Here is a 16,243-nt window from a genome sequence, read left to right as displayed (position 1 = left end):
TTATTATACGTTGTTAGAAACTATTCTCTAATCCTTTTTTTAATAACCTTTCTCATTTCTTCATGTAAATTAATTAAATTTGACATGTTTTCTTTTATTTCTTTGATGGCACTCTCATTCAAATTAATTTCTAGTTCTTCAAAATGCGGAAAATCAAAACATATTCTCACATATATATTTTGATTGTCCATAATCCCCTTCTCGAACAAAGGAACCACATAATTCACAATAACTCATTATCCCCCTCCTAAAATATATAGTATAGTTTTTAATTTATATTATAAGAGATGTTCTTAATACATCACTAATTTTAGTTATTGAAATTTCCATAGTAAGATATGAATCTTTTCCCATTTTCATATTATTATCAGCTTCTGTAAGTATACATAAGATGTTTCCTAAGTCATCTTTTGAAAGATTAAATCCCTTAATTTGTTCTTTAGACTTTTGTAATACATATGGATGGCAACCTAATATCCCAATTAGCTCTTTATCCTTTGTACAATTCTGTAAAACTTTAATTTTGAATAACATATCAAATTTATATATAAGGGTAGCTAATATTTGAATAGGATTATGCTTTTTCAAAATCAATTCATTAAATAATCCGATTGCTTTATTAGTATCTTGACTTAGTGAATACTCACTCAAATTAAAGATTGACTGCTCTAGACTCTTAACAGTGACCGCTGCTATTGCGTCCATAGTTATTTCTTTTCCACCGTTACTATATGCATACAACTTATCAACTTCATTTTTTAAACATCTTAAATCACACCCTACTGATACTATCAATTCCTGAACCGATTCATTAGAAATTTGTATGTTTTTGTTATTTGCATAATTTAGTATCCATGTAGCTGTTTCTGCCTGATTGAGTGTCTTTGCTTCAAAAATAATTGCTTTCTTTTTTAATTCTTTTACTACTTTTTTTCTTTGATCTAATTTTTCCTGATTAACAATTAATATTAGTACTGAATCCTTCATTTTCTTCTCTAAAAAACTGAGTATATAATTAACATCATGATTCACTTCTTTATTATTATCACTTGTTAAAAAATTCGCGTTTCTTGTTATGACGATTTTTTTACCTCCGAAAAATGAATACTCTTCTGCTTCATTTATCGCAGTTTGAATTGTTTCCTCTTCCATATCAAATTCAACAACATTTAAATCTTCTTTTGTATTATTAGTAAATTCCTGAATTATCCCTTTAACCTTATCTTCTAATAAATAAGTTTCTTTTCCATATAACACATATGTTGGCATTCCTATCCACCTCCAGATAATTTTATTAAAACAACGTGAGCTGTCCATCGCTGTTAATGACATATTCCAATGGAGCAGCACTTAATGTATCCACACTTGATTTCGTATCATTTAAGATTTTCATAATAGATCGTTCTTTTTTAGGTAACTGAGCCTTTAATTTTACAAACAACCATTTAAAGTAATCACTTATCATATTCATCAACTCATCATCTTTTGGAAAAACAATTGAATTATAATTATCATACAAGAATGATGTTTCTATCTTTGCAATATAAAACAAGTACATTTCCCCAGCACGTGCGAATATCTCCGAATAATCTAAGTAATAATCTTTGTTATACTTCTTATTACTAAACCACTGAGATTTAAAAGCGTCCCCATTTTCTAATGAATCCACTTTTTTTGAAACAAGTTCTATATATCTATCTACTATCAGTCTAAACCGAATACCTTCACTTAATAGCGTTGAATCTTTCATCACTGTATAATCGATTAGATGCAAACATTCGTGTGCAAAAGAATTAGGAGCAGCAATATCTACTATTAATGCTTTGACCGGTGAAGAAACGTATACACCATCTGCTTTTATTCTGCCTAATTTTTTTACCCTAAAGCTATGATCATTCAACTCAGGTAAAGGAACGACTTTTTTGAATTCTAAGAACTCCCTCTCTATTTTTTTGAATTTCATCAAGTCAACATCATTGTCTAATTCAATATACCCAAAGTTCTCCTTAAAACAATTGTTCTTCATTACCTTAAATGTTGATTTGTTTATATGTTTTTTTGTTTCAAAAAAACGGGCATAAACAGTAGCTTTATCGCCCCTTATTCTAATATGCTTTTTTATATTCTCCTGTCTATCTATAAACTCTCTGAGCATGATTTTATAATGCAGATCGTTAAAATTATGGATCACATTATACTCTGAATTTAAGTAAAGTTTATAGAAACTTCTTGTTTCATCAACTACAGGAATTATATTTAATTCTGCATTAGCACTAATATATTTAAATTTTTTCAACTTCTCAAAAACCATTCTTCCTTCAGCATTCATATTATCAATTTTCATATCCACATATACATCGACGACATTTCCATTCTCCATCTTGTTCTCAAAGCAAAATTTTATCCCCTGATATTCATACAACTCGGGGTTAGAAATAATAAATAACTCAAGCGAATTCTCTAGAAATGCCTCGGCTAATAACGTCCCTAAATCAATTAGTCTATATGACTTATAATCTGTTTTAATTCTATATGAGCGCAAACGAGCACTCTTTCGAATAGGAATTTTTCCAAATGCAATTCCTGTTTTTTCAAGGAATTGCTGTTTATTATTTGAAAACTTCTTCACTTTTATATTTATCGGTAATAATTCTTTAAAATTTTGAACTGTAAATCTCTCTCTATAATCATTACGTCTTTCTTTTAATTTCGGATTAATGTCTGTCAATAAGTGTATTGCACTTGAGTATCCTTCCTCTTCAATTTCTGATATTTCTATTGATTGTCTTGAAAATGGGATTCCTTCTATTATTTCTTCTAGTTCTTTATAACTTGTTACTTGTTCTATTTTTCTTCTGTAATATTTTATTAATGCTTTTAAAGTCTCTTCCTTCAACTCAGCAGTTGAATACTGATTAATTGGCTTTCTAAACTTTAATTGAATATCCATAAACTCCTTAGAAAAACCGTTATTTTTTAGTTTTTTCCCCAGTTCTTTTCTTAAACTAAAGACTTTTTCTCTTTTCTGCATCACATGGTTTCCTCCTTTAGACACAAAAAGCCCCTCAAGGTCGCGTATTATTACAAACTTTAATAACAAATTTGTAATTCACGTTACCCGAGGGGCAAAATTTTGTGAAATAGATTTAAAAATAAAAAGATACAATATGTATATTATACTGTATCTTCTGACAAATATGAATATTCATTTTCACGCCATGTTAAGTTCATCCATCACTTTCATTTTTTCGTGAAGTAAATTGAAAATTTCACTCTTATGTTGACATTTCTTTAATTTTTTTATTGCTTCATCTTTTATTTGTGAAACTCTTTCAGTTGTAATCATAAGTGCTTTTGCAATTTCTTTATGCAAATACACTTTACCGTCAAGTAGACCAAAACATAAATTTAGTACCATCTTTTGCTTCGGATTTAATACTTCATCAAATATTAACCATATCTCGTAATTTAAGTCCTCTATTATCATCTCATTTGTTGAAGGTATTGCTGATTTATCATCAAAGAATGGTGTTGATATACCTACATCTTCATTTATAGTATCTATATCCAAAGTCATAGTAGTAGCTCGTTTATAATATACTTTGTGCCTTATAACCGTTTCTCTAGTTACATTTAGTTCTTTTACTACTTCTTCTACCGATGGAGTCCTATTGTACCTTTGTAAATATTTATCTTCCAATTCTACATATTTCAAATTAAATTGATTTACATGAGTAGGAATTTTAAAAGGCCCAGACTTTTTTTTACGTATGATTCCTAACATACTTTTTTGTATCCACCAGAAAGCGTATGTGGAAAAACAATATCCTAAATCCGGATTAAAATCTTCCATTGCCCGTAACATTCCCTCATTTCCCTCTTGAACCAAATCATCAAATTCTATATCAGGATGCTTATTTTTATAATTTCTTGCAATTGATAATACTAGACCTTCATTTACATGGAACAAATAGTCACGAAGATCTTTTTCTCCATGCTTATACCGCTTAAACAAATGTAAACTTTCTTCTTTTGACAGTACCTTGTAATTTCCAATTCCCCTAATATTATTATTGTTTTCTTCAGTATTAGGCATTGGCTTAATAGTTACTGCAGCAGTACCTTGTGTTATAGTTTTATTCAATGATTCATCACGATTTATCCTGCTATATGATTGATTCATACCCATTCCTCCTCTCTCTTTTTTAACGGATTGTTTCTAAAAACAACTTTGTTTCCTTTTGTACACTACTAATTAACTTACATTCTTTTGCGCATGTATTAGAAACTTCCTTATGCGCTTTCGTTTTTCTCAGCTCTTTATATATATCGCATCCTTTACAGATGCTACTAATGCCTTCCATTATTTCTAATTGCTTTCTTCTTTCATATAAAAATTGTTCTTTTGTTTTCTTCTCGCTTACTCGTCTCCCCATTTGTTTCACCTCGTATACATGAATAGTATTTAGTAATTAAAAACTATCATCGATATGACATAGATACGAAACTTCCTCTTCAAAACTCTTCCAATTTCCCCTGTATGTATATGATATAGGATTATAAAAAAATGTAAAATCAATTATTCAAAAAATTTAAAAAATTACCAAGATATTAAAATATACATCATTTTCTTGTGGTTTGACTAATTATATCTATATAAACTTAGCAAAATAATTACACATCATTTCACATATATATTACTCTTCATAATCATCAAAATTTAAATATACAATCTAAACCTTGATGATTATGAAGAACAAGTATAAAATGATGGATGCTTTGTATTTTTACTACAAAACATCCATTAAAACAAAGCAAAAAATGATTTACCATTAAACCCATTATTTATATTTATTGACTATTGAATACTTTATTTATATAATTAAACAAAACATGAAATTTATTATAAAATCCCATTTTATCAGTTGTCTAATTACAACAAAGTTCTAAACTAAAAGTAAAAAGAATGCCCATTACAGATAGGCATTCTTTTTTATTATTACAAGATAGTTCTAGACTAACGAGACAATAATTCATATTTAAATTTAACTTAAAGTACAAGATAGTTTTGTACTACTTGTTCATACCATGTTTTTCTTCCTGTAGTATAAAATTCTCATTATTGTGATCTCTAACTAATTTTTCTACGTATTCTTTTATATTTCCTACACCATTTTTGATAGCCACTTTTACCCCAGCACTATCTATCATCTCAGATAAAGTAACGACTTTCCCTTTAAACCTTGTATCTAATTGGTGTCTAACCCTTCTCTTTTGAAAATCTTGTACGGATTCCTCAAGAGTAGAAATATACCCCACTAATAAAGGATAGTTTTGTTTAACTGCAAGCTTATTATATGAAGCTAATATTGTACTAACTGCCGCATACGTTTTCCTAATTAGTTTCCCTCTAATTTCTTCATACTTTTCCCATTCATGAATAACTTTTTTAGCTTCCTCTACATAGGACAAATCTTCCTTATGATACTCTTCTACGCTCTTCTTGCTCATATTCTTACCTGAAAGCGAAGAAGGCGAATGTTCTTCTAGCCAGCTTTTATCATATTTATTTAACCAAGCATACGCGGCTCTATTTAGGATATTCAAACTTGCTCGTGTATAATTAGGATATTCATTACGAAGTTTTATCCATTCTTGTTTATATTGTAATGTTTTCTTTCTCTGCCCTATCACTAATTTTTCTTGCTTTGATATATTTATCGTTATTTTTTCTCTATCATCCAATATTTTTCGTATTGTATTTGTTGAAAAATTCGTTCGCAGGGCTATTTCTTTCTGGGTTAATTGATTAGATAAAAGTTTATTAAATTCTCGTTCCCAAACATGTCCTTTTTGCATAATCCTGTTATTGAAATACGGGACCTCTAAGGGGTTTTGTTCCCACTCCCTAAGCCGATAAACAAACCCACAACTACACACAAAATCTCCTTGAACTTCTCGATTTAGGCTGTGAACGCTAACTTCTACTTTCTCTACACATTTTTGTAAATAATGATCAGCTAAACGGTTCATACAAATCCAAGGTCCTTTTCCAAAAGGTTCATACGCGTATTCTTTTTCAAAAAAGTTTTTTGCAGTTCCGCATAAACATCGCATAACTAAAATATGCCTAATGGGGTGACAGTTGTATATTCCGCCTTCTCCTAAAACATATTTAATCCACGATGTTCTATCATTTATTAGAAATGATGAATTCAACATTTCCAATAGTGTTGGTGAGTAATGGTCTTGAATTAATTCACTTAATCGCCTATGCCTTTTCAGCATCGGATACCCAATTCCATTAACCTTCAAAAGTGTTTCATATTTCTCAAGATAATATTCTTTTGAAAAAGACGAAAAATCTTTGTGTAGTAAATAATCTATATCTTGAGCAATACTTATTAGTTCACCCATAAGCTTAGTTTCAAAATATACCTCATGGCTATGCTTATTCTTTGGATTAGGATAAATGAAATTATGATTTTTTATTTTAACAATATTAACAGGGTGCTTGATTAATGGGACCTGATGTTTAATACATACAAATACCCCCGGTATTTGATTTAATCTGTTCCAATATCCTTCACCGTAAAGTTGATGCTGCTCTTTTAAACACTCTGTACAATAGTAAAGATGCTCTTTAGATTTCACATCTCCTTTTTTGGAACTATACAATGTAGAATTAAATTTTATTACTTCCTCATCGTTTAATTTTGATAATACATTTTCATACCATTTTTTCGTTTTAAATGCTTTAACAAAAGGCAACATCGTATGTTTATCTAAAAAATAATCTATAGTGTACGAATCCGAAAATAGCTTTACCTTATCCACCAAATGTTTTATATGTTGGGAGATTGATTCAAACCGTAAAAACATTCCCGTGCTTTTAAATAAATCCTTCATAGTGTTTTCTTTGAATATATCTGCACCATGAAAATGATACCTAGCTACTATGCTGTAAAATAGCTCCTCTTCATATGGTTTAGGAAAATACTTAAGCATCTTCTCTCTCCTTTATGAAAACCCTCATTTAATTGCGTGTTTCTTCAGAAATCTTATCCATTAAAACAATAATCTTCTAATGGACTTTTGATGTATCCCTTAGTATTCAAGGCCTCATACGCAGATATTTTTGTCTTTCTACCATTATTAATAATAAGTTGTAGTACATTTTCATCTACTGCTTCAGTTCTTATTTTTTTCTTTTTTTCTCTCTTTCTGCAATATAACGTAATGCTTCTTTCATTAAATCTGCAATATTGAAACTAGGGAATTTGCCTAATACATATTTTGCAGCCTGCTCCGCGTCTCTTTCATTAACATCTAAATTTATAAGTGAAAGAATAATTTTTTCTAACTTTGTTGGTTCTTTTTTCAGACGCTCTTTTGCAATTTTTTCTTTCTTAGCTTGAATTTTTGCCTTCATATCAATTACTGGCATCTTATTCAACATATAATCTTGTATATCTAGGGGTATTATATCTTCATATTGTGCTATCTCTACTTCAAGACCCGATTTAAGAGCTTTCAACATAGGTTGCACAAGCTTTAAATCTTCCTTATTAACTTTTTTAATTAGTTCTACTGAAATTTTCTCTATTCCCGTTTCAATAGCTCTTCCCTGCGCTAATACAAACAGCTTTACTGCTATATCTACTATACCTTGGCTTTCTTCGTAGATTATATCTATTAAGTCTCGGTCAAGTTCTACATATTTCTTTGTCCATTGATAGTCCCACATACTTGTAATTAAAACTTCCCAATCCTCTTTATTGTTTATTTGTTGCCAAACCATATCGCCTTGCCCACTTCCTCTACGAGCCTGCCTAAAATCCTTTTGTAAAAGTGTTCTTGCTCTCATAGTTCCAATCAGCATAACCGGAATTCCTATTTCATTAATGAGGGTAACGAAAAAATTCATCATCTTCTCTGATGCAACTCCCTTTGTAGCTAAGAGATGCTGAATTTCATCAATTATTAGCGCTCCTACACAATGCAATCGTGAGATTTGTCCCATTCTAGTTACCATAGAACTTATTGAATTAGAGGTTTTTCCATACCTTTCAAGATAATTTGTTCCCATTAATTGATCTATTTTTTCAAAAAAACTTTGACACAAGGATTTTAAAGATCCATCGTGGGGGCAATTTAACTTTAACCAAACAACCTGAATTGTATTAAGCGGATGTCGATGGATAATTAGTTGAGGATATAACGAAAGTATTCGCTCAATAGCTGTTGACTTTCCAATCCCGGAGAATCCCATCAACGTAAAACTAGATGCAGTCGCCCTTATGTCTGCTGACAAACCTAACTCTTCATTATTTACTAGTTTATGATGTAATTCATTTAAGATTTGAACATGTTGTTTTTGAAGAGGATTACGATTTACATAACCATAGCGTAAAAATCGTGAGAATCTCCTTTCTAAATCGAGTGTTTGACCAATTGGTTGAAAAAAGCGAGTTAAACGTAATAAGGCATGATAACGATGATGATTTGATAGATTCCTCTCTTTTTCATGATAATTTGGTAAAAAACTCAATCGATCAAAAGCTTCCTCATACGACAAGATACTAGGTAAAGCTTCTATTAAAGGATTCCCTTGATACTCATCTAATTCCTGAGTCTGATAATCAGCTAATAAGGCATATGTTCCATTATCTAACTGAACTTCTCTTGAATCATCATTCACGATTCTTTCCTCCTTCTCTTATTAAATAATTCTTTCACTGACTTACGTTCCAATTTCTCTTCTTTCTGTTCTTTAAGTGTATCTTCTATCGAAGCATTCTTATCATCATCTTCAAGCTTAAATACTTCTTCTGCTCTTCGTACTTTTCTTTCCAATTTGGTATTTTGATTAATATCTTTAAGCTTCTCGGCCTTTGATAGATTCTTTGTTTGCTTTTGATTTACTTCCTTAATTGCCTCATCAACAATTGATTGAATGCTATCAAATAAGTTTATCTCTCTTTGCAACAACGTATGTTCCTCTTTTTTAAAACTTTTGCTTTCTAACATATGCAATTGTTTAATTTCCTCTAAAGTTTTATTTTGATACCTCTCTTGATGCTTTAATAAATAGCATGTTTCAAAAATCTGCTCATCTTTTGTATGAATATAGATATTATTCATATTTCGAGGATCATAAGAGATATCTACCTTCCAGCTTTTTTCTGTTCTTGCTGTAGCAAACCATGATTTTTGTATTGCTGTTTCACAACTGTACAGCACCTTTTCAAATTTAATCCCCTTTGCGGTTACTGTAGCATGCCCTCTTGGCATCAAATAGAATTTTATTTTATCTGGATCCTCTATCCTTAATACCCCACCATTGTTTTTCACTCCCCAACTCCATAATTCAATTGGAGTAGGTTTTATGTTATTTGCTATCATATCTTCATCACGTATATAATCTTTCATATAAAAGTTTTTATTATAATGAAGAATAAAATGAATAATGATTTTTGTGTATTGCTCAATATCTAACTTTGCCTCTAAACGCGGATCTTTTGCGCCACGTTTCCCCCAATCCTTTGACACATACCCTGGCAAAAAAGGACGTATCTTTTCTTGTGATGTATCAAATAATTTTTCTACAATTCCTTTCCAATCTGGACGAAATGCTGGGTTATTTTTCACCTTTATGCCTAAAGCATCCCTTAAGTGATTTACATTATATCCTTCTAGCTCTCCACGATCCCCTATAATCTTCTTTGGTAAATGAGCAGCTGGCCAACAATCATTCGTAATATGGATACCATAGCTCTCACAAAACTCTTTTTTATTAACAGTTGCATTAAATAACGCCATCATCATCCCAACCCATGAAGGACCCTCTAATCCTACATAAAAACCTGTAATCATATGTGTATAAACATCTACTACAAAATAAATAATTGGTCTCTTTACTAACAAATCAGAATTGTACCGAGATGTTATATATACATTAGCAACTGTTGCATCAATTTGATAACTAGATCCTGGTCCTCGAACCTCAAAAGAAGAAGAGCCTAAAATAGCTCTATGATTTCTTTCAAACTCTTTCCGGCCATACTTCGCAGTAATAACTTCTTCTACTCCGTACTCCTTATTAAACCAATAATAAAATTGTCGATATGTAGGGATACTATCCTCATTCTCAATTACAATATATTTAGTACCGTCTTTATAACAAATATCTGCCTGAAAGGCATCTCTAATCATCATCTTATACGTATAAACCAGTGTATTCTCTGGGCTTGTAAAATAATAATATTGAACTGCCTTTTTAAAAACTTCTTTTATCTCTTTGGTAACATTAATACCTGTACTCTTTCTTGTCCTTGGTCGACCAGTTTTTTGTTCTCCCCAATTTTTATCCTGACCTTTGTTACCACAATTTCTATAATCAGGAATTAAACTATCTCTTACTTTCCCTCTTTGCCAATAATTCCTTAAATATTTATATACTGTTTGTTTAGAACAACCAAATTTTTCTTTTGCTTGATTAGTTAGCCTTCCTCTCTCATTTCTTTTATAAATACTAGGTTCCAGAGTTACTAAATCTTTTATAATACTCCATGCTTTATCTCTAATAGTAATGTCGGTTTCTTTCAATTCTTCATGATTTATAACTGGAAATAATTCATGAGTCTCGACTTTTTTATATTTTTCACTTACAAAACTCATATAAATATTCTTGATTGTATCGGCAAAAGGGAGAGCCTTCTCATCAAATATATCAATCAAATATGCTATGATATTGCCCTCATCAATCCATAATACTCTGTATATTTTTTCGTCATCAATTGCTTTAAATGTTTCATTAACTGATAGCGTAATCACAGTTATCACCTTCTCCTTGATTGAAAGTTATTTCTTGGACACCTAAACTGTTTGGATTTAACTTCTTTACTCTCATATCTACGGAAATGACCTTTCTTGCTACTAGGTGTTTAAAATAATTGATTGATGAACCTACATCTAAATTGTATTTTTCATCAAATTCATTACAGAGGCTAATAAGATTCTTATCAGCTTGTTGAAAATTCATTAAATACTTTAAAAATACTTTGACCAATGTTACATTCTCAATGTCTTCTAAGTAATAATGTTCATATACCCAAGAAATATTTTCAGATAACTCTATAGGAATATCTTTCTCTGTCACAATCCCCCAACTAATTCCCTTTCTCGCCCAATACTCTCTTTCAACTTCAAATTTTTCAATCGTTCTTCTATCTTCTAATTCATTGCTAGGTTTTACAGTTCTAGCAATATATTTAATTTTTTCACCACTTCGAATCGTAAGAAAAAAATCTGTAGTTAATACAACTAATGTTTGTGTATTTGTACAGATGGGATGATTAATCCCTTTCTCTTCTGATATTTTATGTGTTAATTCTCTATTCAAAGGGAATTGTTCACGAATATCTATAACTTCTTTTCTCCATTCTTGCGTGAAAAAATATTTCTCTTCTAAATCAGATAAAAATTCATGCCCCCTATTTGTTTTCCATCCCTTTAATCGATTACTATTTCCTCTTGAAGATACATTTTGTATTGTTAGCCAGGGTTTATAATTACTTAATTCTCCTTGTCCTCTTCCTTCTTTTATATACTTCTCTATTTTTCTCTCTGTCCATTCATTATTACGCTTTGCCATCATCATCCCCCTCTAAAATTCGTTATCATTCCCAGTATTGGACATTATTATGCATACGATACATGTACTTATAAAAAAAGATACCTTATAAAAGGTATCTATTTCACTTCTTTGTTTTGATATAAATTATGCAATACTTGTTTTAATTCTGGTTTTATAGAAATAATAGAACGAACCATTTTCGCTTGTTCTTCTGCATCTTCCACATTAGAAGCATGCCCTAATTCTAATAATAACCCTGTTGCAACTGTACCTGTACGATTGCGTCCACCAGAACAATGGAAAAATACTTTTTTATCTTGTTCAACAGCTTCTTTGACCGCTGCAATTGCATTTCTTACTGATTCATCTTGTCCTTCTACACCTTCTACGATAGGATAAGCATGACGTTTAGTTCCAGCCGGAAATCCTTCTGGTTCTTCTCCTCCAGCACGTAAGTCAAACACCTCTGTAATCCCGTGCTTTTTTACGGCCTCTTGTATTGCGTCCACTCCACCAATATATACTTTTCCTTTTATGAGTTCGTGATAGTTAGTCATGTTTGTTAGTCTCCTTCAATTATTATTTAGCAGCAGTTAGATCCGCCACTGATAACAAGGCCTGCACCTTGTTGATCTTCTACATAGTCTAGTGTCAATGTATTTACTAATTCAACAACCTTTGGATCCATAGCAACTTGAATACCATTTACTGTTTCTGTGACATCATTTTCTTCTGCTTCGCCTAAATTAATACCGTAGCTAGGACCACAGCAGCCAGCACCATCAAATGTAAAACGTAATGTTGTAACACCATTTTCTTTCATCGCAGTTTCAATAAACTCTTTTGCTTTATCTGTAATATTCATTTTCATTTCTCCCCTTCATAGTAACTAATTAAAAATGTTTTATTTCACTAAAGCTTTAAGCTTCTCATATCCCACAATATCATCCGATTGCCAAGGGATGATAACACAGTTATTTTGTGATTCCTTTTGAACCGCTAGAATCCATTGTACTTCAGACTGCGCTCTTCCTCTTAACACGGAATCACTTGTATGTGTTGCATAAAAACTTTGATTGATAACCCACCATTTTGGATTAATATCTGCACGTTTTAAGTCTTCTTGTAGGCGGCTTGCTTCATGTACTGGCGTAGCCTCCGCTAATGTTACGATGACAACACTGGTTTCCTCTGGATTACGAAGACGCGGTAATAAGTTCTTCACAGACTGTGGTACTTCACCAGAAGAGCGTGCAATCTCCTTATGATACGTTTGCGCCGCATCCAACAACAATAACGTATGACCCGTTGGCGCTGTATCAATCACTACAATTTCATCATTTGCTCTTTCAACGATATCCGCTAAAGCTCGGAAAACTGCGATTTCTTCTGTACAAGGAGAACGTAAATCTTCTTCTAAATACGCTAAACCTTCTTCGTCAACCGTATCTTTTGCTTGCTCAATGACTTCCTTACGATAGTTTTCAACTTCTACTTTTGGGTCAATTCGACTTATCGTAATGTTTCCTTGTTCTCCATGCATGACATAATCAATATGTGCTGCGGGATCAGTTGTAGTGAGGTGTACATGGTGTCCTTTTTCCGCCAGACCTACTGCAATTGCTGAAGCTACCGTAGTCTTTCCGACACCACCTTTTCCCATTGTAAAAATAACTCGTTTTCCTGCTTCTGAAAGATTAGTAATCAATGTCTGAAGTGAAGGAATAGAGACGGTATTTGTTTCTTCATCCGAAATCGAGAGATTTCCCATTGGTTGAACCAGTTTTCTCATATTCTCTATCCCAGTAACATTAAACGGTACTAATGGAATTTCATAAGTAGGAAGATTTTTTAATTCTTCTGCCATATTTTCTAACGCGCGGGATTGTCTCTTAAACAGTGCTTTTGAGAAATTATCATTTTGCATATAGTCTTTCAAAATCCCATTTACAAGTAGAAATTGATTACTAACACCAATTTCTTTTAATTCATGAGCTGCTCGTTCTGCTTCTTGTAATGGAGAACTATCTGGTCGTGTGACAAGCAATAACATCGTTTGATTCGGATTAGATAGTGCCTGAACCGTTTGACTATATAACTCTTTTTTATCACCAAGTCCTGCTAATGGTCCTAAACAAGAAGCCCCATGAGTACTTTCTTCCAGGAAACCACTCCAAGCCGTAGGAAGTTGAAGAAGACGTAACGTATGACCTGTTGGTGCTGTATCAAATATAATGTGATCGAATTTTGATGTTAATTCTTTATTTGTAAGTAACGTAGAGAATTCATCAAATGCAGCCATTTCTACTGTGCAAGCACCAGATAATTGCTCTTCCATCGTTGCAATAACAGCATCAGGGAGCTTTCCACGGTATGGACCAACAACACGTTCTTTATATTCATGTGCTGCTGTTTCAGGATCTAAGTTTGCTACTTGTAGATTTGGAACACTTAGAATTTCTTTCGGTTTATTCGTAAGTTCTATTTCAAACACATCTTGTAAATTAGAAGCTGGGTCAGTACTTATTAATAAAACTTGTTTCCCCATATCAGCTAACGTAATAGCTGTTGCACATGCAGTAGATGTTTTTCCTACTCCGCCTTTACCAGTAAAGAACAAAAATGGTGTGAATGCTATTGTGTTTGGGTTATATAAGTTTGTCATTGCCTTTCACTTCTTTCTTTATTTTTTCACGTTTAACTTTAAACGTACGACTGGCTTTTGACTCAACTCTTCTACTGTTATATCTGTTAATTGTGTAAGTTCTTCATTTGTCAGGTGATTTTTTTCTTTTGCTACTTTTCCATCTACCAAGGTTACAGGCAATACGTCTGGCCCTTTATCTGTTAATAGTTGACTAATAACAACATTATTGGCAAATGCATCTGGTTCACTTGCCAAATTATAACGAGTCACATCAATTCCTTTATTCTTCAAGTTGTTAACAGCAACTGAAATACGAATTAACTCTGGATCAACACTTGGACCGCAAACTCCAGTAGAACAACACATTGCAGGATCAAAAATTTCAATCTTTTTCATCTCTGATTTCTCCCCTTCTTTATAAAAAAGCCGAGAAAGAATTCTCGGCCTATTTTATTTTCAATTATTCTCCTGTTTCAGCATACTTTTTAATGCGTGCGCCAATTTCATCACGAACTCTTTGGAATACAGACCATTCCTGACCCGCTGGATCATCAAATCCCCAGTGAACTCGTTTTACATGTGGTGGTGTTGTCGGACAAACATCATTTGCGTGACCACAAAGTGTTACAACTAAATCTGCTTTGTCTAAAATATCACGGTCAATGATATCAGATGTTTGGTCCGTAATATCGATGTCTACTTCTTTCATTGCTTTAATTGCATTCGGATTCACTCCGTGTGCCTCAATACCAGCAGAAAGTACATTCCATTTGTCACCTAAATATTTTTTACCCCAAGCTTCTGCCATTTGGCTACGACATGAGTTACCTGTGCATAAAAAGTAAATTGTTTTCTTGTTTTCCATGATAATTCCACCTTTATTATGAATGTTTATTTTTATTGTGTTTGAAAGTATTTACGTTGGAACCAAAGTGCTACATTTACAAGTGCTATCATAACTGGCACCTCAACTAAAGGTCCGATTACTGCTGCAAACGCTGCACCTGACTGAATTCCAAATACCCCTACAGCTACTGCAATCGCTAATTCAAAGTTATTACTTCCAGCTGTAAACGCTAATGTTGTTGATACCCCGTAACTTGCACCAATTTTTTTGCCCATAAAGAAAGAGACAAAGAACATGATTACAAAATAAATGAGTAATGGAATTGCAATACGTACAACATCAAATGGTACGCTAATAATAGCTTCACCTTGTAATGAGAACATCACAATAATTGTAAATAATAATGCGATTAATGTAATTGGGCTGATTTTGGGAATGAATACTTTTTCGTACCACTCTCGCCCTTTTGTTTTTACAAAAATAAAACGTGTTAACATTCCTGCGATGAACGGAATTCCTAAATAAATAAAGACTGATTTTGCAACCTCTGCCATTGTAATATCTACAACAGCTCCTTCAATTCCTAACCATTCTGGAATGACTGTTACAAACACATAAGCGTATACTGAGAAAAATAACATTTGGAATACAGAGTTAAAAGCAACTAATCCTGCCGCATACTCCGTATCACCTTTCGCTAAGTCATTCCATACGATAACCATCGCAATACAACGAGCTAAACCAATCATGATTAAGCCCACCATGTATTCTGGCTTATCCTGTAAAAATATAATTGCCAAGGCAAACATAAGAATAGGACCAATAATCCAGTTTTGTACAAGTGATAATACCAATACTTTTACATCTTTAAAAACGCGCCCCATCTCTTCATAACGAACTTTTGCTAATGGAGGATACATCATTAAAATTAACCCAATCGCAAGTGGTATAGAGGTTGTTCCTACTTGTAAGCTATTCATTCCCTCAACAAATCCAGGCGATATATAGCCAACTCCAATTCCTACTGCCATTGCAAGAAAAATCCAAAGGGTTAGATATCGATCTAGGAAAGATAGACGCTTTTTCCCCGTGTTGCTCATCCTTCTCACTT

14 protein-coding genes and 1 pseudogene are annotated in these 16,243 nt (G+C 32.4%); all 15 read right to left on the bottom strand.

What is annotated here, in order from left to right; all coding sequences use genetic code 11:
• Positions 1 to 20: 20 nt before the first annotated feature.
• The 15 genes and pseudogenes from MKY00_RS28890 to arsB all read right to left on the bottom strand — a co-directional run bounded on the left by MKY00_RS28890 (position 21) and on the right by arsB (position 16,232).
• Positions 21 to 191: a hypothetical protein gene (locus tag MKY00_RS28890; protein WP_002037666.1), complete on the bottom strand. Its 171-nt coding sequence runs from the start codon at positions 189 to 191 to the stop codon at positions 21 to 23.
• An 82-nt stretch (positions 192 to 273) separates the two neighbouring features.
• Positions 274 to 1,269, bottom strand: coding sequence for a DNA polymerase III subunit delta (gene holA / locus MKY00_RS28885; protein WP_001143701.1), 996 nt, complete (start codon positions 1,267 to 1,269; stop codon positions 274 to 276).
• Between the two features lie 25 nt (positions 1,270 to 1,294).
• Positions 1,295 to 3,031 (bottom strand): hypothetical protein, encoded by a 1,737-nt coding sequence (locus MKY00_RS28880; protein ID WP_341035537.1) that lies wholly within the window; start codon positions 3,029 to 3,031, stop codon positions 1,295 to 1,297.
• A gap of 180 nt (positions 3,032 to 3,211) precedes the next feature.
• Positions 3,212 to 4,183, bottom strand: coding sequence for a sigma-70 family RNA polymerase sigma factor (locus MKY00_RS28875; RefSeq protein ID WP_001076757.1), 972 nt, complete (start codon positions 4,181 to 4,183; stop codon positions 3,212 to 3,214).
• A gap of 22 nt (positions 4,184 to 4,205) precedes the next feature.
• Positions 4,206 to 4,436 (bottom strand): hypothetical protein, encoded by a 231-nt coding sequence (locus tag MKY00_RS28870; RefSeq protein WP_000533694.1) that lies wholly within the window; start codon positions 4,434 to 4,436, stop codon positions 4,206 to 4,208.
• Between the two features lie 637 nt (positions 4,437 to 5,073).
• Positions 5,074 to 7,008, bottom strand: a complete 1,935-nt coding sequence (locus MKY00_RS28865) for a TnsD family Tn7-like transposition protein (protein WP_016117865.1) — start codon at positions 7,006 to 7,008, stop codon at positions 5,074 to 5,076.
• A gap of 53 nt (positions 7,009 to 7,061) precedes the next feature.
• Positions 7,062 to 8,701 (bottom strand): annotated as a pseudogene (locus MKY00_RS28860) (ATP-binding protein).
• Complete coding sequence (locus tag MKY00_RS28855) at positions 8,698 to 10,836, bottom strand: Mu transposase C-terminal domain-containing protein (RefSeq protein ID WP_000631829.1); 2,139 nt, start codon at positions 10,834 to 10,836, stop codon at positions 8,698 to 8,700. The pseudogene MKY00_RS28860 and the gene MKY00_RS28855 overlap by 4 nt, the downstream one beginning before the upstream one ends.
• A complete protein-coding gene (locus MKY00_RS28850) occupies positions 10,817 to 11,656 on the bottom strand; it encodes a heteromeric transposase endonuclease subunit TnsA (protein ID WP_001129271.1) in 840 nt (279 codons plus the stop codon). The genes MKY00_RS28855 and MKY00_RS28850 overlap by 20 nt, the downstream gene beginning before the upstream one ends.
• A gap of 98 nt (positions 11,657 to 11,754) precedes the next feature.
• Positions 11,755 to 12,195: a protein-tyrosine phosphatase family protein gene (locus tag MKY00_RS28845; protein ID WP_016117863.1), complete on the bottom strand. Its 441-nt coding sequence runs from the start codon at positions 12,193 to 12,195 to the stop codon at positions 11,755 to 11,757.
• 26 nt (positions 12,196 to 12,221) lie between these two features.
• Complete coding sequence (locus MKY00_RS28840) at positions 12,222 to 12,503, bottom strand: HesB/IscA family protein (protein WP_001027744.1); 282 nt, start codon at positions 12,501 to 12,503, stop codon at positions 12,222 to 12,224.
• Between the two features lie 39 nt (positions 12,504 to 12,542).
• Positions 12,543 to 14,303, bottom strand: coding sequence for an arsenical pump-driving ATPase (gene arsA, locus MKY00_RS28835; RefSeq protein WP_016117862.1), 1,761 nt, complete (start codon positions 14,301 to 14,303; stop codon positions 12,543 to 12,545).
• A gap of 18 nt (positions 14,304 to 14,321) precedes the next feature.
• Positions 14,322 to 14,681, bottom strand: a complete 360-nt coding sequence (arsD, locus tag MKY00_RS28830; RefSeq protein ID WP_016117861.1) for an arsenite efflux transporter metallochaperone ArsD — start codon at positions 14,679 to 14,681, stop codon at positions 14,322 to 14,324.
• Positions 14,682 to 14,745: 64 nt separating this feature from the next.
• Positions 14,746 to 15,150 (bottom strand): arsenate reductase (thioredoxin), encoded by a 405-nt coding sequence (arsC, locus tag MKY00_RS28825; protein ID WP_000428327.1) that lies wholly within the window; start codon positions 15,148 to 15,150, stop codon positions 14,746 to 14,748.
• A 32-nt stretch (positions 15,151 to 15,182) separates the two neighbouring features.
• The gene (gene arsB / locus MKY00_RS28820) at positions 15,183 to 16,232 is read right to left on the bottom strand and encodes an ACR3 family arsenite efflux transporter (protein WP_016117860.1); all 1,050 of its coding nucleotides are present in this window, start codon (positions 16,230 to 16,232) and stop codon (positions 15,183 to 15,185) included.
• Between the last annotated feature and the right edge of the window lie 11 nt (positions 16,233 to 16,243).

Origin of the sequence: Bacillus sp. FSL R9-9834 (assembly GCF_038006905.1) — a bacterium.
In the GTDB taxonomy this organism is placed as follows: Bacteria; Bacillota; Bacilli; order Bacillales; family Bacillaceae_G; genus Bacillus_A; species Bacillus_A pacificus.
This window is presented reverse-complemented; position numbering and strand designations above follow the sequence as displayed.